Raw genomic sequence first — 16,801 nt, forward strand, 5'->3', positions numbered from 1 at the left:
CGCCAGCCGCCGCCGACGCGCTCGGCCGCCACTTCGGCACCCGCCACGTGCCACAGCATCCGGTCGGGGCCGTCATGTTCGACCATCACCTCCATCGGCTCGCCCTGCCACAGCAACGGCACGCTTTGATGCAGCGGCACCCACAGGGTGAATCCCGCATCCCAGCCGCCGCCACCCAGCCCGGCCGCCGCCATTGCCGCCGCGGCGATCTGGCGCGGTTCCGGCTGCGGCGCCTTGACCAGGCTGTCGATATCGCGGCCGATCAGCCCGGTATCGACATCGCCCCTGGCAAAGCCCGCATGCGCCGCCAGCGCGCCGAGGAAGGCCAGGTTGGTGACGGTGCCGCCGACCTGGGTTGCGGCCAAGGCCCGCGACAGCCGTTTGAGCGCCACCGCGCGGGTCGGCCCGTGCACCACAACCTTGGCGATCATCGGGTCGTACCAGGGGCTGATCGTATCGCCAGCGCGCACGCCGCTATCCGCGCGGGCGCCGTCGGGGAAAGACAGATGGGTCAGCGTGCCGGTGGCCGGCAGGAAGCCCTTGGGCACATCTTCGGCATACAGCCGCGCCTCGAAGGCATGGCCGGTCAGGCGCAACTCGTCCTGGCTGGCCGGCAGCGGCTCGCCCGCGGCGACGCGCAACTGCCATTCCACCAGGTCGATGCCGGTGACCGCCTCGGTCACCGGGTGTTCGACCTGCAGGCGGGTGTTCATCTCCATGAACCAGAACCGGTCCGGCCGCAGCCCGTCCGAGGCATCGACGATGAACTCGATGGTGCCCGCCCCGGCATAGCCGATGGCTTCGGCCGCCTTGACCGCCGCCGCGCCCATCGCCGCGCGCATCTCTTCGGTCATGCCCGGCGCCGGGGCCTCTTCGATCACCTTCTGGTGGCGGCGTTGCAACGAGCAATCGCGCTCGAACAGGTGCACCGCGCGCGTGCCGTCGCCAAACACCTGCACCTCGATATGGCGCGGCTTGGCGACGAATTTTTCCACCAGCACCGCCTCGTTGCCAAAGGCGGTGCGCGCCTCGGCCTTGGCGCTTTCCAACGCGCTGACGAAATCCTGTTCCCGCTCGACCAGGCGCATCCCCTTGCCGCCGCCACCGGCGGTGGCCTTGATCAGCACCGGATAACCAATCTGCGCCGCTTCGACCTCCAGCCGCGAGGGTTCCTGATCCTCGCCGTGATAGCCGGGCACCACCGGCACGCCGGCGTCTTCCATCAGCGCCTTGGCGGCATCCTTGAGGCCCATGGCCCGGATCGCCTTGGCGGAGGGGCCGATAAAGGTCAGCCCCGCCGCCTCCACCGCCTCGACGAAATCGGGATTCTCGGACAGGAAGCCATAACCGGGATGGATCGCCTGCGCCCCGGTGGCCTTCGCTGCCTCGATGATCACGTCGCCCTTCAGATAGCTCGCCGCCGGGGCGGCCCCGCCGATATGCACCGCAAGATCGGCCATCTGCACATGTTTCGCCCGCGCATCGGCATCGGAATAGACCGCGACACAGCGCACGCCCATGGCCTGGGCGGTTTCCATCACCCGGCAGGCAATCTCGCCCCGGTTGGCAATCAGGATGGTGTCAAACATGCGCGACCTCACCAGTTTTAATCTCGGCACGGGGGCCGCCTGTTAAATTGCTCCAGCGCGTCTTGGCCATCGGCCGGCCGCAGTTGGGGATTGGCTGTCTCATGACTCCCCTCACATCCGGAACACGCCAAAGCGCGTCTCGGCAATCGGCGCGTTCAGCGCGGCGCTCAGGGACAGGGCCAGCACGTCGCGGGTCTTGCGCGGGTCGATGACGCCATCGTCCCACAGCCGGGCCGAGGCGTAGAGCGGGTGGGACTGTTCGGCGAACATCTCCAGCGTCGGGCGCTTGAACTCGGCCTCCTCCTCGGCCGACCAGGACCCGCCCGAACGTTCGATCCCATCGCGCCGCACCGTGGCCAGCACCCCCGCCGCCTGTTCGCCGCCCATCACCGAGATGCGCGAATTCGGCCAGGTCCACAGGAAGCGTGGCGAATAGGCGCGCCCGCACATGCCGTAATTCCCCGCCCCATAGGAGCCGCCCACCAGCAGGGTGATCTTGGGCACCTGCGTGGTCGCCACCGCCGTCACCAGCTTGGCGCCGTGGCGGGCGATGCCCTCGCTTTCATATTTCTTGCCCACCATGAAACCGGTGATGTTCTGCAGGAAGACCAGCGGGATCGACCGCTGCGAACAGAGTTCGACAAAATGCGCGCCCTTGGCGGCGCTTTCCGAGAACAGCACGCCGTTATTGGCGATGATCCCCACCGGGCAGCCGCGGATATGGGCAAAGCCGCAGACCAGCGTTTCGCCAAAGCGCGCCTTGAACTCGTCAAAGCGCGAACCGTCCACCAGCCGCGCGATCACTTCGCGGATGTCATAGGGGATGGTCAGGCTGTGCGGCACCACCCCCAGCAGTTCATCCGGGTCATAGGCCGGTTCCTCGGGGCTTTCCCATCTCACCGTTGCCGGCCTGCTTCGGTTCAGCCCCGCCACCGCCTGCCGGGCCAGCGCCAGCGCATGGGCGTCATCCTCGGCCAGGTAGTCGGCCACACCGGACAGCCGCGTGTGCACGTCGCCTCCACCCAGGTCTTCGGCCGTCACCACCTCGCCGGTGGCCGCCTTGACCAGCGGCGGACCGGCCAGGAAGATCGTGCCCTGCTCGCGCACGATGATCGTCACATCCGACATCGCCGGCACATAGGCGCCGCCGGCGGTGCAGGATCCCATCACTACGGCGATCTGCGGGATGCCCTTGGCACTGAGGTTGGCCTGATTGTAGAAGATCCGTCCGAAATGGTCGCGGTCGGGGAACACCTCGTCCTGGTTGGGCAGGTTGGCGCCGCCGGAATCCACCAGGTAGATGCAGGGCAGATGGTTGGCCTCGGCGATCTCCTGTGCACGCAGGTGTTTCTTGACCGTCATCGGGTAATAGGTGCCGCCCTTCACGGTGGCATCATTGCACACCACCATGACCTCCTGCCCGTGTACCCGGCCGATCCCGGCGATCACGCCGGCGCAGGGGGCGGCGCCGTCATACATGCCATGCGCGGCGGTGGCGCCGATTTCCAGAAAGGGCGAGCCGGGATCCAGCAGGTTGGCCACCCGCCGGCGCGGCAACATCTTGCCACGCGAAACATGCCGATCGCGGGCCTTGTCGCCGCCGCCCATGCGCGCCGCCTCGGCGGCACTCGCGATCTCCTCCAGTGCCGCGAGATGGGCGGCGCGGTTGGCCTGGAACTCCTCCGATGACGGGATGGCGTGGGATGTGAGTTTCATGCGTTATTCTCCCGTTCGGCGCATGCCCGCGCCTTCAATTCCTTGCGAATGACCTTGCCGGTCACCGTCATCGGCAGCTCGTCCAGGAAGGTGATTTCCCTGGGATAGGAATAGGTCGCCAGCCGCGCCTTGACCCAGTCCTGCAATTCTTCGGCGCTGACCTCGGCGCCGGGTTTGCGCACCACATAGGCCTTGACGATTTCGGTTCTCAGCGCATCGGGCTTGCCCACCACGCCCACCGTGGCGACGCCGGGATGGGTCAGCAGGCAATCCTCGATCTCGGCCGGGCCGATGCGGTAGCCGGCCGAGGTGATCACGTCGTCGTCGCGCCCGACAAACCGCAGATAGCCGCCATCGCGCCGGCCGCGATCGCCCATCACCAGCCAGTCGCCGCGGAACTTGTCGGCGGTGGCCTCGGGGTTGTTCCAATATTCCAGCATCATCGAGGCCGAGCCGCGTCGCACCGCGATGTCGCCCTCTTCCGTGGTCGGGATGCCATCGGCATCGATCACCTCCACCACGTGGCCCGGCACCGGCTTGCCGATACAGCCCGGGCGCGCGGGGAAATCGCTGCCGCAGCTGGACACCACCATGTTGCATTCGGTCTGGCCGTAAAATTCGTTGATCGACAACCCGAAGGCCTGCCGCCCCCAGGCCAGCATCTCGGCACCCAGCGGCTCGCCGCCCGAGGCGACCGAGCGCAGGCCCGGCACATGCGCCTCGGCGGCCTTCAGCATCCGCAGCGCGGTGGGCGGGAAAAACACGTTGCGCACCTGCCCCTGCTGCACGATGTCGAGGCAGGCCTCGGGGGTAAATTTCTCCATCCGCGCCGCCACCACCGGAATCCCCAGCGCCAGCCCCGGCATCAGCACGTCGAACAGCCCGCCGATCCAGGCCCAGTCGGCGGGGGTCCACAGGCAATCGCCGGGCTGTCCGAGGAAATCGTGGCTCATCTCCACCCCCGGGAGGTGGCCGATCAGCACCCGATGGCCGTGCAGCGCGCCCTTCGGTTTGCCGGTGGTGCCCGAGGTATAGATCAGCACCGCCGGCGTCTCGGGCCCGGTTTCGACCGTCGCCACCGGCGCCGCCGCGGGCAGATCGGCGGCCAGGACCGGCAGCGCCAGATCGCCCAGCAGCGCCGCGCCGCCGGGATCGGTCACCACCAGCGACAGGCCCGAGTTGCGGATCCGGCTGGCCAGCGCGTCATGTTTGAACAGCTTGAACAGCGGCACGGAAATCGCGCCGATCTTCCAGATCGCCAGATGCGCCGCCGCGCACCACGGGTCCTGGCCCAGCAGCACGCCGACCCGGTCGCCCGGCGCCACACGCGCGGCCAGATGCGCTGCCACCCGGTCGACCATCGCGCGCAGCTCTGCAAAGGTCACGTCACGCCGCCCGGCCGACAGATCGCGGATCGCCACCGCCCCGTCGGGCTGTGCCAACGCCTGGTCGGCCATGTTCAGCCGCGCCGGAAGGTCCCAGCGGAACCGCGCGCGCAGGTCGTCATAGGGCATGGCGGGTGTCAGCATGTCAGACCCGGTAATCCGGGTTTTCATAGTCAAAGCGGCATCCCGCCTCGAACGCCTTGCGGTCATTGCCCTCGTTGGGATAGCCGCCGGCCTGCTGCAGCATTTTTGCCAGATGCATCAGGTTCCAGGTCATGATCGTGGTGTTGCGCCGGGTGAAATCATTGTCGAACCCGGCGGGCGCGCCATCGACTTCGTCGCCATAGGACGGTCCCGGGCCGGCCTCGCCGATCCAGCCGCAATCGGCCTGCGGCGGGATGGTATAACCGAGATGGCCCAGCGCATAATGGATCGTCATCGCGCAGTGCTTGATCCCGTCCTCGTTGCCGGTGATGATGCAGCCGCCGACCTTGCCGTAATAGATCGACTGGCCCTTGTCGTTCAGCTCGCCGCTCATCCCGTAGAGCCGCTCGATCAGCACCCGGCAGACCGAGCTTTCCTCGCCCAGCCAGATCGGCGTGCCGATCACCAGGATCTGCGCCGCCAGCACCTTGTCCCACAGCTTGGGCCAGTCGTCGCGGTCCCAGCCGTGTTCCGTCATGTCGGGATAGATTCCGGCCGGCACCTGGTGGTCCAGCAGATGCACCTGTTCGACGCTGACACCGTTCTTGGCCATGATCTCGGCCGAGGCCGACATCAGCAGCCTTGTGTGGCTTTTTCCGGCATCCTTTTTCAGCGAGGTATTGAGGTAAAGCGCGTGCAGCCCGTCGAATTGTCCGGTCTTCTCCTGTTCGTTCTCAGCCATGTCATATCCTCCCGTCGTTTAGCCTAGCACGCGGCGGCTAATCGCCCAGATCCTTCTTCACCAGCTCCAGTTCGCGGTCGAGGAAGAACGAGATGATCGACCGGATCACCACCAGCAATCCCAGGAACATCAGATCGGCAAAGGCCAGGCTCAGCGCGGTGTGGATGATGTCGGAGACGATGAATAATTCCAGCGAAGCCAGGATATACCGGCCCAATTCGACCCGTTCCCGGTTGGTCTTGATCACCCGCTCGGCACCGCGCCGGAACAGTTCCGCCGCCCCGACCCCAAGGATAAAGCGCGCGGCGCCGATCAGGATCAGGAGGATGGCGGCGATGTCGATCCCGGCCGCCGCCCATTCCAATGCCTCGACCAGCCAGTGAAACCGGCCGTGCAACACGCCGCCATCCTGTTCCAGTTCCAGCAGACCGCCCATCCATCCCGCTCCGCGCGCCGACTCAGCCCATCGCGTTCATCAATTCGCGGCCCACCAGCATCCGGCGGATTTCCGACGTCCCTGCCCCGATCTCCATCAGCTTTGCATCGCGGAAAATGCGCGCCACCGGCGCGTCGTTCAGGAACCCGGCACCGCCCATCGCCTGCACCGCCTGATGCGCCTGCACCATCGCCTGTTCCGAGGCATAGAGACAGCAGGCCGCCGCGTCCTGCCGGGTGACCTTGCCCCGGTCGCAGGCCTTGGCAACCTCGTAGACATAGGCGCGGGCCGAGTTCATCGCAGTGTACATGTCGGCAATCTTGCCCTGCATCAGCTGGAAATTTCCGATCGGCTGGCCGAATTGCTTGCGCTCGACCATATAGGGCATGATCTCGTCCAGGCAGGCGGCCATGATGCCGGTGCCGATGCCGGCCAGCACCACGCGTTCAAAATCCAGGCCGGACATCAACACGCGCACGCCCTTGCCCTCTTCGCCCAGCACATTCTCGAAGGGCACTTCGCAATCCTCGAAGATCAGCTCGGCGGTGTTCGAACCGCGCATCCCCAGCTTGTCGAAATGCGGCGAGGTGGAAAACCCGGCCATCGATTTCTCGATCAAAAAGGCGGTGATCCCCTTCGATCCGCCCTCCGGGTCGGTCTTGGCATAGACCACCAGCGTGTCGGCATCCGGCCCGTTGGTGATCCAGTACTTGGTGCCGTTCAGCACGTAGCGGTCGTTGCGCTTTTCCGCGCGCAGCTTCATCGACACCACGTCCGACCCGGCCCCGGCCTCGGACATGGCCAGCGCGCCGACATGGTCGCCCGAGACCAGGCCGGGCAGGTATTTGCGACGCTGTTCGTCAGTGCCGTTCAGCTTGATCTGGTTGACGCAAAGGTTGGAATGCGCGCCGTAGGAAAGCGAAACCGAGGCCGAGGCGCGGGCAATTTCCTCGACCGCGATCACATGGGCGAGATAGCCCATGTCGGCGCCGCCATATTCCTCGGGCACGGTGATGCCAAGCAAGCCCAGGTCACCCATCTCTTTCCACAGCTCGGGTGGAAAGCTGTTGCTGCTGTCGATCTCGGCCGCCATCGGCCGCACCCGGTCCTGCGCCCAGCGATGCACCATTTCGCGCAGCGCGTTCACTTCCTCGCCCAGGTCGAACTCCATCACCGCGTTGAACATGGCCGGCCTCCCCCGATTTAATGAACAACTGTTCAAATAAATGGCACAGGCGCTGTCTCCGGTCAAGGAAAAGGAACCCTGCGGCGCCGGATCGCGTTTCACGAACAGACCAACACAAAAAGGATGAACCCATGTCACACGACCTGAAAAGCGCATTCTGGGACCGGATCGACAAGGTACAGGCCGGGATGCTGCAAGCGGGCGGTGCGCGCCCGGTGCCGATGGCGCCCTATGCCGACCGCGATGAAAACTCGATCTGGTTCATCACCGCCGCCGGCACCGAGATTGCCCAGGCCGCCGAAACCGGGGCCGAGGCGTCGCTGCAGATCGCCGATTCCTCCTCGCATCTCTATGGCAGCGTCGACGGGCGCATTTCGATGGTCAATGACCCGGACAAGCTGGACGAGCTGTGGAACGTGTTTGCCTCGGCCTGGTTCAAGGACGGTCGCGACGACAGCAGCGTCCGGCTGATCCAGATGCGTCCGGCGCGCGCCGAGGTCTGGGCCACCGAGGGCGCGGCGGCTTTCCTCTATGACATCGCCAAGGCCAACATGTCCGACCAGATGCCGGATGGTGGCGACCACGGCGTTGTGACATTCTGACCGGGATGACTCGCCCGCTGCTCTTTTCTGCCGTCCTTGCCCTGCTTGCCGCACCCGTGAATGCGGAACAAGTGGGCGAGGTCGGCGTCGACTGGGTTGGCAATGACATCATCATCGAGGCCGTTGCCGATCCGAAGGTTCCCGGCGTCACCTGCCATATCGCCTATTTCGAACGCGGCCTGATCGACCGGCTGTCCAAGGGCAACTGGTTCGAGGATCCGTCGAACGCCTCGATCGCCTGCCGCCAGACCGGGCCGATCACCGTGGGAGACATCGACCGCGGCCAGGATGGCGAGGACGTGTTCCGTACCTCGCGGTCGCTGATCCTCAAATCGCTGCGGATAAAGCGGATTTTCGACGAGACCAACAACACGCTGATCTACCTGGTTCATGCCGCCGAACTGACCGACGGATCGGCCAAGCTGGCGATCTCGACCGTGCCGCTTTATGCCACCGACTGATAGACCGCGCCGACCTCGGCGCGGATGATCCGCGCAATCAGGGCGCAATCTTCCAAGCTGAAGGTCAGCGGCACCCGCATGTCCAGCAGACCGGCCAGCACCCGGTCGGTCGCTGGCATCGGTGCGGACGGGGCATAGCGCCAGCTGTCATAGCGCGAGGTGAACCCCTTGGGCTCGGCCGCACCGAACCATTTCAGCTCTACCCCCCGCGCGGCGCAGCGCCGGATCACGTTCTGCACCGCCGTCGCGCTCCAGCCCGGCAGCAGGAACTGGAAGGACGAGCCGACATAAATCTCGGCCTCGGGCCGTTCGATCAGCGCCAGGCCCGGCGTGTCGCGCAGCCCCTGTTCGACCGCGCGATAGCGTTCGTTCCAGCGTGCCACCTGTCCGGGCAACGCGCGCAGCTGCGGCCGCAGCAGCGCCGCGCGCAAATGATCCATCCGCCCGGAGATGTTCGGGGTCTCGTATTTGACCCGTTCGAACACCGCCGGCCCCGGCGCCGCCAAGTGACGCTCATACAGCATGTAGGAGCCCGACAGCATCACCGCCCGCGCGGCAAGCTCTTCATCATCGGTGATCAGCAGGCCGCCTTCGCCCGAATTCATATGCTTGTAGGTCTGGGTGGAATAGGCCGCCAGCACCCCGTGCCGCCCCGACGGCACCCCGTTCCAGCTGGCGCCCATCGTGTGGGCGCAATCCTCGACCACCTTCACCCCGGCAGCGTCGCAGACCGCCATCAGCCGGTCCATGTCACAGATATGGCCGCGCATATGCGACAGCAGCAGCACATCGCCCTGCCCGGCCTGCGCAGCCAGATCCTCCAGGTCGATGGTCAGCGACGGGGTCACGCCGATAAAGACCGGCACCGCCCCCAGCGCGGCGATCGCCCCCGGCACCGGCGCCAGCGTAAAGGCGTTGGTCAGCACCTTGTCGCCCGGCCCGACTCCCAGCGCGCGCAGCGCGGTGGCGATGGCATAGCCGCCCGAGGCGACGGCAAGGCAATATCTGGCGCCGGTGAAGGCGGCGAATTCCTGCTCCAGCAGCGCCACCTCGCCGGGCTCGTCGCCGACCAGGTTATAGCGGTGCAGCCGGCCGCTTTGCATCACGCGCAGCGCCGCTTCGATCCCTTCATCGGGGATCGGTTCCTGCTGGGTGAAACTGCCGGTGAACCGCTCGCTCATGCGCCCTTCATGATGCCGCGCGCGCGGGTGGTCAAGCCCGCGGCTGTCGCGTCGCAAACGGGACAGAATCGGCGCAGAACCGGCCTAGGCTCGGCATATGACCCCGTTTGACCTGATCCACCGGCTCGCCTGGTCCGATCTGCCGCCGCAGGTGCAACACCGGGCCGAACTGTGCCTGCTGGATCTGATCGGGATTGCCGCCGGCGGCAGGCAGACGCGCCTGTCGGCGATCATCCACGATCACGCCGTGCAGGTCTTCGGCGGCGCCAGCCCGATGCTGTTTGACGGTCGAACCGCCAGCCCGCCAGGCGTGGCGCTGGCGGCGGGCATGACCATCGACTCGCTGGACGGGCATGACGGCTATAACCCGGCCAAGGGGCATATCGGCTGCCCGCTGCTGCCCGCGCTGCTGGCCCTGGCGCCCGAGGACCTACCCGGCACCGGGTTTTTGACCGCAATGGTCATGGGCTATGAATTTGGCGCCCGCGTCGCGGAGGCGCAACATGCGACGGTTGCGGATTATCACACCTCTGGCAGTTGGGGCGCGGTGGCCGCCGCCGCCGCGGGCGCGCGGCTGTTGCGGCTGGATATTGAGACGACGCGCCAGGCGCTGGGCATTGCCGAATATCACGGCCCACGCAGCCAGATGATGCGCTGTATCGACCATCCCACCATGGTCAAGGATGGCTCGGGCTGGGGCGCGATGGCCGGGGTCTCGGCCGCGCTGTTGGCGCGTGACGGCTTTACCGGCGCGCCGGCGCTCACCGTCGAACAGGCCCCGCAGTTCTGGCAGGAGATCGGCAGCCGCTGGCGCATATTGGATCAATATTTCAAACCCTACCCGGTCTGCCGCTGGGCCCAGGCCCCGGTAGAGGGCGTCTTGGCGCTGGCGCGCGCCCATGCGCTGACCGCGGACCAGGTGGAGCGGATCGAGGTCGCCACTTTCCACGAAGCCGTCCGCCTGGCCACCGCCCGCCCGCGCAGCACCGAAGAGGCGCAATATTCCACCTGCTTCCCCTGTGCCGTGGCGCTGGTGCGCGGCGGCATCGGCCCGGCGGATATCACCGGCGAGGCGCTGAACGATGCCGAGGTCCTGCGGCTGTCCACCGGGATGCGCATGACCGAGGATGCCAGGGCCAATGCCGCCTTCCCCGGCACGCGGCTGGCCCGGGTCACGCTGATCCTGAAAGACGGCCGGCAGTTGCAAGGTGGCTGGTCGACCCCGCGCTGGGACGCCGACGATCCGCCCGACGAGGCCGCGCTGCGCGCCAAGTTTCACGCCATCGCCGATCCCATCCTTGGCACCGCGCGCGCCGGCGCCATCGAAGCCGCCATCCATGACCTGCCGGAAACCGGGTTCGCGCCGCTGCGCGGGTTGCTGGCTCAGCCGATCAGCCGCGCCACCGTGTCGGTCAGATCCGCATAGCTGGCCAGCAGCGCCTCGGGCTGCAACGCCGCCATATCGTCGCCCGAAGGGCCGAAGGTGACCAGCGCACAGGGCACCCCGGCGGCGCGGGCGGTGCTGCGGTCGGTATCGGAATCGCCCACCAGCAGGCACATCGCCGGATCGCCCCCGGCCCGCCGTGCCGCCTCGCGCAGCGGTTCCGGATCGGGCTTGCGCACCCGCAGCGTATCGGCGCCGATCATCGAGGCAAACGCGCCGCGCACACCCAGCCGGGTCAGCAGCAGCTCGGCCAGCGACTCGGGCTTGTTGGTGCAGATGCCGACGCCATAGCCCCGGCCGCGCAGCGCCTCGACCGCCTCCATCGCGCCGGGATAAAGCACGGTGTGGGTGTCGATCGCCTGGGCATAGGCCTCCAGCAGCACCGGGTAATACTGGTCCACCGTCGCCGCGTCGAACAGCATCATCCGCTCCAGCCCGCGCGACAGCATCATCCGCCCGCCGCGCAAGGCGATGCCCGCATCGCGCGCCGGATCCAGAACATCGCCCAGACCCATGTCGCGAAAACAATAATTCGCCGCCGCGATCAGATCGCCCGAGGTATCGGCCAGGGTGCCGTCCAAATCGAAGATCACCGTGCGCATGCCCACCTCCCTCGGCGTGTTTTCGCCCGCCGCTGTTGCATGTTGCAACCTTGTTTGATCGCCCCGCCGCTTGCGCCGCGTCCCATAGCGGATAAAACGTGCTGAAAATAATTACAAAGAGAAAACCCGGATGGACATTGCGCTCGTCATCCTGGCCGCAGGCAAGGGCACACGGATGAACTCGGACCTTCCCAAGGTGCTGCACCCGATTGCACATGCACCCATGCTGGCCCATGCCATGGCTGCCGGCGCCGTGCTGGAGCCGCAACGCACGGTGATCATCGCCGGCCACGGCGCCGAAGCGGTGGCCGCCATGGTGGCCGAAACGGACGAGACCGCGCAGGTGGTGATCCAGGCCGAGCAATTGGGCACCGGCCACGCGGTGGCCCAGGCGCGCGCGGCGCTGGACGGCTTCGACGGCGATGTCGTGGTGCTGTTCGGCGATACCCCCTTCCTGCGCCCCGACACGCTGGACCGGATGATCGCGGCCCGCGGCGCGCATGACTTGGTGATCCTGGGGTTTGACACCGCCGATCCCGCGGCGCGCTATGGCCGGCTGATCGTCGCGAATGGCCAACTTGAGAAAATTATTGAATACAAGGACGCAACCCCCGAGGAACGCGCGATTTCCTTCTGCAACAGCGGGCTGATAGCCTGTGACGCGGCGACCCTGTTCGAGCTGGTGGCCGAGATCGGCAATGACAATGCGCAGGGCGAATATTACCTGACCGATATCGTCGAACTGGCCCAGGCGCGCGGCCTGTCGGTGACGGCGGTGAAATGCGACGAGGCCGAAACCCTGGGGATCAATTCCCGCGCCGATCTGGCCGCCGCCGACGCGGTGTTCCAGGCCCGTGCCCGGGCCGAGCTGATGGAAAACGGCGTCACCCTGATGGCGCCCGACACCGTCTATCTGGCCTTCGACACGGTGATCGGCCGCGACACGGTGATCGAACCCAACGTGGTTTTCGGCCCCGGTGTCACGGTGGAATCCGGCGCCACCATCCGCGCCTTCTGCCATCTCGAAGGGTGCCATGTCAGCCGCGGCGCCACCATCGGCCCGTTTGCCCGCCTGCGCCCCGGCGCCGAACTGGCCGAAGAGGTGCATATCGGCAATTTCGTCGAGATCAAGAACGCCCAGGTCGCCGAGGGCGCCAAGATCAACCATCTGACCTATATCGGCGATGCCGAGATCGGCGCACGCAGCAATATCGGCGCCGGCACCATCACCTGCAACTACGACGGGGTGATGAAACACCGCACGGTGATCGGCGCCGATGCCTTTATCGGATCGGACACCATGCTGGTCGCCCCGGTCACCGTGGGCGACGGCGCGATGACCGCCACAGGCTCGGTCATCACCCGCGATATCGAACCCGGCGCGCTGGCGGTGGCCCGCACCCGGCAGGACAACAAACCGGGATTCGCCCGGAAATTCTTTGACAAACTCAGGGCGCAGAAGGCCCGGCGAGAGCAGGAAAACAGCTGATGTGCGGAATTGTGGGCGTACTGGGCAATCACGAGGTTGCCCCGATCCTGGTCGAGGCGCTGAAGCGGCTGGAATATCGCGGCTATGACAGTGCCGGCATCGCCACGGTGAATGACGGCACGCTGGACCGCCGCCGCGCGGTGGGCAAGCTGGTCAACCTGTCGGACCTTCTGGTGCATGATCCGCTGCCCGGCAAGTCCGGCATCGGCCATACCCGCTGGGCCACCCATGGCGCCCCGACCGAGGCCAATGCACATCCGCATCGCGCCGGCCGGGTGGCGGTGGTACACAACGGCATCATCGAGAATTTCCGCGAGCTGCGCGCCGAACTGGCCGCCGCCGGTGTCACCTTTGCCACCCAGACCGATACCGAGCTGGTGGCGCTGCTGACCGAACGCCACATGGCCGAGGGGCTGGCCCCCGCCGAGGCGGTGTTCAAGACGCTCGACCGGCTGACCGGCGCCTTTGCGCTGGCGCTGCTGTTCCAGGGCGAAGAGGACCTGATCATCGCCGCCCGCAAGGGGTCGCCGCTGGCGATCGGCCATGGCGAGGGCGAGATGTATGTCGGCTCGGACGCCATCGCGCTGGCGCCGCTGACCGACCGCATCACCTATCTGGAAGAAGGCGACCGCGCCATCGTCACCCGCGCCGGGGTCGAGATCCGCGACGTCGAGGGCCGCCTGGTCAACCGCCCGGTCAAGCAAATCCAGCTGGACGCGGCGCGCATCGACAAGTCGGGGCACAAACATTTCATGGCCAAGGAGATCGCCGAGCAGCCGCAGGTGATTGCCGAGGCGCTGAACGCCTATCTGCCGGCCGGCGGCGACCGGGTGGTGCTGCCCGAGGGCAGCCCCGACTTTTCCAAGATCGACCGGCTGGTCATGGTCGCCTGCGGCACCGCCTTCTATGCCTGCCTGACCGCGAAATACTGGTTCGAGCAGATCGCCCGCCTGCCCGTCGAGGTCGATATCGCCTCGGAATTCCGCTATCGCGAACCGCCGGTTGCACCGCGCACTCTGGCTTTGTTCGTCAGCCAGTCGGGCGAAACCGCCGACACGCTGGCGGCGCTGCGCTATTGCACCGACAAGGCCGACAGCCTGCTCTCGGTGGTCAACGTGCCGGAAAGCTCGATTGCACGGGAAAGCGGTATGGCGCTGCCGATCCATGCCGGGGTCGAGGTCGGCGTCGCCTCGACCAAGGCCTTCACCTGCCAATTGACTGTGCTGTTCATGCTGGCGCTGAAGGCGGCGGCGGATCGCGGCGCGCTCAGCCCCGAACAGGTCGCCGATCATGTCGCGGCGCTGCGCGGCCTGCCTTCGGCGCTGAACGCGGCGCTGGACGAAGGCCCGGCAATCCGCAAGGCGGCGCAATCGCTGTCCGAAGCGCGCGACGTGCTGTTCCTGGGCCGCGGCCTGATGTATCCCCTGGCGCTGGAAGGTGCGCTGAAACTCAAGGAAATCAGCTATATCCACGCCGAAGCCTATGCATCGGGCGAATTGAAACACGGCCCCATCGCGCTGATCGACAAACATATGCCGGTGGTGGTGATGGCGCCCCGCGACGCGCTGTTCGACAAAAGCGTGTCGAATATGCAGGAGGTGCTGGCGCGCAAGGGCAAGGTGGTGCTGATCTCGGACGAGGCCGGCATTGCCGAGGCCGGTGACGGCATCTGGGCGGCGATCCGCATGCCGCATGTGCAGCCGGCGCTGACCCCGATCCTCTACGCGGTGCCGGCGCAGCTGCTGGCCTATCACACCGCGGTGGCCAAGGGCACCGATGTGGACCAGCCGCGCAACCTGGCCAAATCCGTCACCGTGGAGTGAACGTTCGGGCCCCGGCCGCGATGCCTCCTCATCACGGGTGCGCGCCGCTGCCGGGTTACAGATCCGCGCGCAGGTACAGCACGTCGCCATGCCGGGGCACCTGCACATAGCGGTGCGAGGCCAGGCGGAACCCCATCGCGCGCATATGCGCGTCGATCTCCTCGAACCGGGCGCCGCCCTGATAGATCGGCAGGCGCGACACCTCGCATTTGCACAGCGCGAATGCGCGCAGCCCGTCGCCCAGCCCTTTCAACACTTCGAATTCGTGGCCCTGCACATCGACCACCAGCATCGGCCGCGCCGCTGCCGCCACCTCGACGCCCTGGCGCGCCAGGATCTCGGGCAGCGAGCGGGTGGTCATTTCCAGCACCTCGCCGGTTTCCCCGGCACCCGGAAACCGCGTGGTCAGCTCGTCGGTTGCCCGATGCACGGAAGACGAGGCGCCATCGCCGCGAAACCGGTGAAAGCCCAGCGTTTCGCCCGCGGTGGCCGAGACCAGCGCACATTCCGCCAGGTGCCGGGCCGACCCGTCGCGCCCCGCCAGCAGGTGTTGCAGATGCGCAAAGGTGTCGGGGTCGGCCTCGATCCACAGCACGGTGCGGGCGCCGCAGGCCTCGTAGAACCCGGCATCCTCGGCCCAATGCGCGCCGACATGCACCACCAGGTCGACCGGGGCCAGCCGCCGCATCAGCAATTCGTAACGCGAGGCGCGGAAATACATGCGCCAGGCTTCGGGCATCAGCCGCTTTGCCGCCCGCTCCGCCCCCTTGAATATCCGCATGACCGCTCTCCCGCCGCGCCTGATGCTGCATAACAGCCCGCTTGCGCTGCGCAAAGCCTTGGCCTAACGCAAAACGATCGGAGGCCCCGCCATGATCGATCCCTATCTGGACCAGCTGACCGCCCTTGCCGACCCGGAACGCGCCGCCGGCATGGCTGCCTATCACAAGGTCGAACGCCGCTATCTGGGCCTGTCCAACCCGCAGGTCACCGGCCTGGTCAAGGGCTGGCGCCAGGCATTGACGGTGGACGAGCGGGTGGCGCTGGCCGCAGGGCTCTGGCAGACCGATATCTACGAGGCGCGGCTGGCGGCGGCCAAGCTGCTGGAACAGGCGCGGATCCGCCCCGACGCGGCGGTCTGGGACCTGATCCAAAGCTGGGTGCCGGATTTCGACAGCTGGGCGCTGGCCGATCACGTCTGCATTTCGGGGATGAAACGGTTGAGCGCCGATCCATCGCGGATCGACGACGTGGCACCCTGGACCCGGTCCGAGCATATGTGGACCCGGCGGGCGGCGCTGGTGATCACCCTGCCCTGGACCAAGCAGAACAATCCAAAACCCGCCGACCTGGAAATCCGCGACCGGGTGCTGGGCTGGGCCGCCGGCTATGTGCCGGACCGCCAATGGTTCATCCAGAAGGCCATCGCCTGGTGGCTGCGCGAATTGTCGAAACATGACGCGCCGCGCGTGCGCGCCTTCCTGGACCAGCACGGCGCGGCGATGAAACCCTTTGCCCGCAAGGAGGCGGGCAAATACCTGGGCTGAGCTCCGGCCATGCGGCCAGGCGCAGCCGGTTCAGGCCGCCTGCTGCGCCAACTGTTCGTCGACGATCTGCTCGGCCACCTCGTTGGGGCTGACCGACAGGCGGGCGGCGCGCGCCAGGATGCGGTCCAGCGTGGCGTCCAGCGTCGCCAGCTTGTCGGCAACCCAGGCCTCGCGCCCGGTGATCCGCAGGATCTCGGTGGCGGCGTTGATGATCCCGCCGGCATTGATCACGAAATCCGGTGCGTAGAGGATACCGCGCGCATGCAGCCGCGCCCCATCCTCGGGGGTGGCCAGCTGGTTATTGGCACCGCCCGCCACCGCGCCCACCCGCAGCGCCGGGATGCTGTCGGCATTCAGGATCGCGCCGATCGCGCAGGGTGCTAGGATATCCGCCTCGGCGGCAAGGATCGCGTCGGGCGCCGCGGGCGCGGCCCCGAACCGCTGCGCCATCGCG

The 16,801-nt window shown here is 66.9% G+C and carries 16 protein-coding genes; 6 read left to right on the plus strand and 10 right to left on the minus strand.

Features of this window, described 5'->3' with window-relative positions; translation table 11 throughout:
* The 6 genes from CVM52_RS16570 to CVM52_RS16595 all read right to left on the minus strand — a co-directional run.
* A partial coding sequence (locus tag CVM52_RS16570; protein ID WP_100163584.1) for an acetyl-CoA carboxylase biotin carboxylase subunit occupies positions 1-1,589 on the minus strand: 1,589 nt, incomplete at its 3' end.
* 111 nt (positions 1,590-1,700) lie between these two features.
* The gene (locus CVM52_RS16575; RefSeq protein ID WP_100163585.1) at positions 1,701-3,305 is read right to left on the minus strand and encodes a carboxyl transferase domain-containing protein; all 1,605 of its coding nucleotides are present in this window, start codon (positions 3,303-3,305) and stop codon (positions 1,701-1,703) included.
* A complete protein-coding gene (locus CVM52_RS16580; protein ID WP_100163597.1) occupies positions 3,302-4,819 on the minus strand; it encodes an AMP-binding protein in 1,518 nt (505 codons plus the stop codon). The genes CVM52_RS16575 and CVM52_RS16580 overlap by 4 nt, the downstream gene beginning before the upstream one ends.
* A gap of 16 nt (positions 4,820-4,835) precedes the next feature.
* Positions 4,836-5,576 carry a flavodoxin family protein gene (locus tag CVM52_RS16585; protein ID WP_100163586.1) on the minus strand — a complete coding sequence of 247 codons (741 nt, stop codon included), beginning with the start codon at positions 5,574-5,576 and terminating at the stop codon, positions 4,836-4,838.
* 37 nt (positions 5,577-5,613) lie between these two features.
* Complete coding sequence (locus tag CVM52_RS16590) at positions 5,614-6,012, minus strand: DUF1622 domain-containing protein (protein ID WP_100163587.1); 399 nt, start codon at positions 6,010-6,012, stop codon at positions 5,614-5,616.
* A gap of 22 nt (positions 6,013-6,034) precedes the next feature.
* Positions 6,035-7,198 carry an isovaleryl-CoA dehydrogenase gene (locus CVM52_RS16595; protein WP_100163588.1) on the minus strand — a complete coding sequence of 388 codons (1,164 nt, stop codon included), beginning with the start codon at positions 7,196-7,198 and terminating at the stop codon, positions 6,035-6,037.
* A 131-nt stretch (positions 7,199-7,329) separates the two neighbouring features.
* Between CVM52_RS16595 and CVM52_RS16600 the strand changes: the two genes are divergently transcribed.
* Together CVM52_RS16600 and CVM52_RS16605 are read left to right on the plus strand one after the other, a co-directional pair.
* Positions 7,330-7,800, plus strand: a complete 471-nt coding sequence (locus tag CVM52_RS16600) for a pyridoxamine 5'-phosphate oxidase family protein (protein ID WP_100163589.1) — start codon at positions 7,330-7,332, stop codon at positions 7,798-7,800.
* A 5-nt stretch (positions 7,801-7,805) separates the two neighbouring features.
* Complete coding sequence (locus CVM52_RS16605) at positions 7,806-8,261, plus strand: CreA family protein (protein ID WP_100163590.1); 456 nt, start codon at positions 7,806-7,808, stop codon at positions 8,259-8,261.
* Here the strand turns inward: CVM52_RS16605 and CVM52_RS16610 are convergent.
* Positions 8,246-9,442 (minus strand): DegT/DnrJ/EryC1/StrS family aminotransferase, encoded by a 1,197-nt coding sequence (locus CVM52_RS16610; RefSeq protein WP_100163591.1) that lies wholly within the window; start codon positions 9,440-9,442, stop codon positions 8,246-8,248. The genes CVM52_RS16605 and CVM52_RS16610 overlap by 16 nt on opposite strands.
* 97 nt (positions 9,443-9,539) lie before the next feature.
* Here CVM52_RS16610 and CVM52_RS16615 point away from each other — a divergent pair, with 97 nt between their 5' ends.
* Entirely contained in the window at positions 9,540-10,868 is a 1,329-nt protein-coding gene (locus CVM52_RS16615; RefSeq protein ID WP_100163592.1) for an MmgE/PrpD family protein, read from the plus strand.
* Here CVM52_RS16615 and CVM52_RS16620 read toward each other — a convergent pair.
* Positions 10,826-11,488, minus strand: coding sequence for an HAD-IA family hydrolase (locus tag CVM52_RS16620; protein ID WP_100163598.1), 663 nt, complete (start codon positions 11,486-11,488; stop codon positions 10,826-10,828). The genes CVM52_RS16615 and CVM52_RS16620 overlap by 43 nt on opposite strands.
* A 130-nt stretch (positions 11,489-11,618) precedes the next feature.
* On the opposite strand from CVM52_RS16620, the gene glmU reads away from it, so the two are divergent.
* Complete coding sequence (gene glmU, locus CVM52_RS16625; RefSeq protein ID WP_100163593.1) at positions 11,619-12,977, plus strand: bifunctional UDP-N-acetylglucosamine diphosphorylase/glucosamine-1-phosphate N-acetyltransferase GlmU; 1,359 nt, start codon at positions 11,619-11,621, stop codon at positions 12,975-12,977.
* Entirely contained in the window at positions 12,977-14,800 is a 1,824-nt protein-coding gene (glmS, locus tag CVM52_RS16630) for a glutamine--fructose-6-phosphate transaminase (isomerizing) (protein WP_100163594.1), read from the plus strand. The genes glmU and glmS overlap by 1 nt, the downstream gene beginning before the upstream one ends.
* 55 nt (positions 14,801-14,855) lie before the next feature.
* Here glmS and CVM52_RS16635 read toward each other — a convergent pair whose 3' ends face one another.
* Positions 14,856-15,581: an FkbM family methyltransferase gene (locus CVM52_RS16635; protein ID WP_100163595.1), complete on the minus strand. Its 726-nt coding sequence runs from the start codon at positions 15,579-15,581 to the stop codon at positions 14,856-14,858.
* Positions 15,582-15,672: 91 nt separating this feature from the next.
* On the opposite strand from CVM52_RS16635, the gene CVM52_RS16640 reads away from it, so the two are divergent.
* Complete coding sequence (locus CVM52_RS16640) at positions 15,673-16,347, plus strand: DNA alkylation repair protein (protein WP_100163596.1); 675 nt, start codon at positions 15,673-15,675, stop codon at positions 16,345-16,347.
* Between the two features lie 30 nt (positions 16,348-16,377).
* On the opposite strand, the gene CVM52_RS16645 is transcribed toward CVM52_RS16640, so the two are convergent.
* A partial coding sequence (locus tag CVM52_RS16645) for a Rossmann-fold NAD(P)-binding domain-containing protein (protein WP_503128395.1) occupies positions 16,378-16,801 on the minus strand: 424 nt, incomplete at its 5' end.

The sequence above is a fragment of the Pseudooceanicola lipolyticus genome, assembly GCF_002786325.1.
Lineage (GTDB): Bacteria > Pseudomonadota > Alphaproteobacteria > Rhodobacterales > Rhodobacteraceae > Pseudooceanicola_C > Pseudooceanicola_C lipolyticus.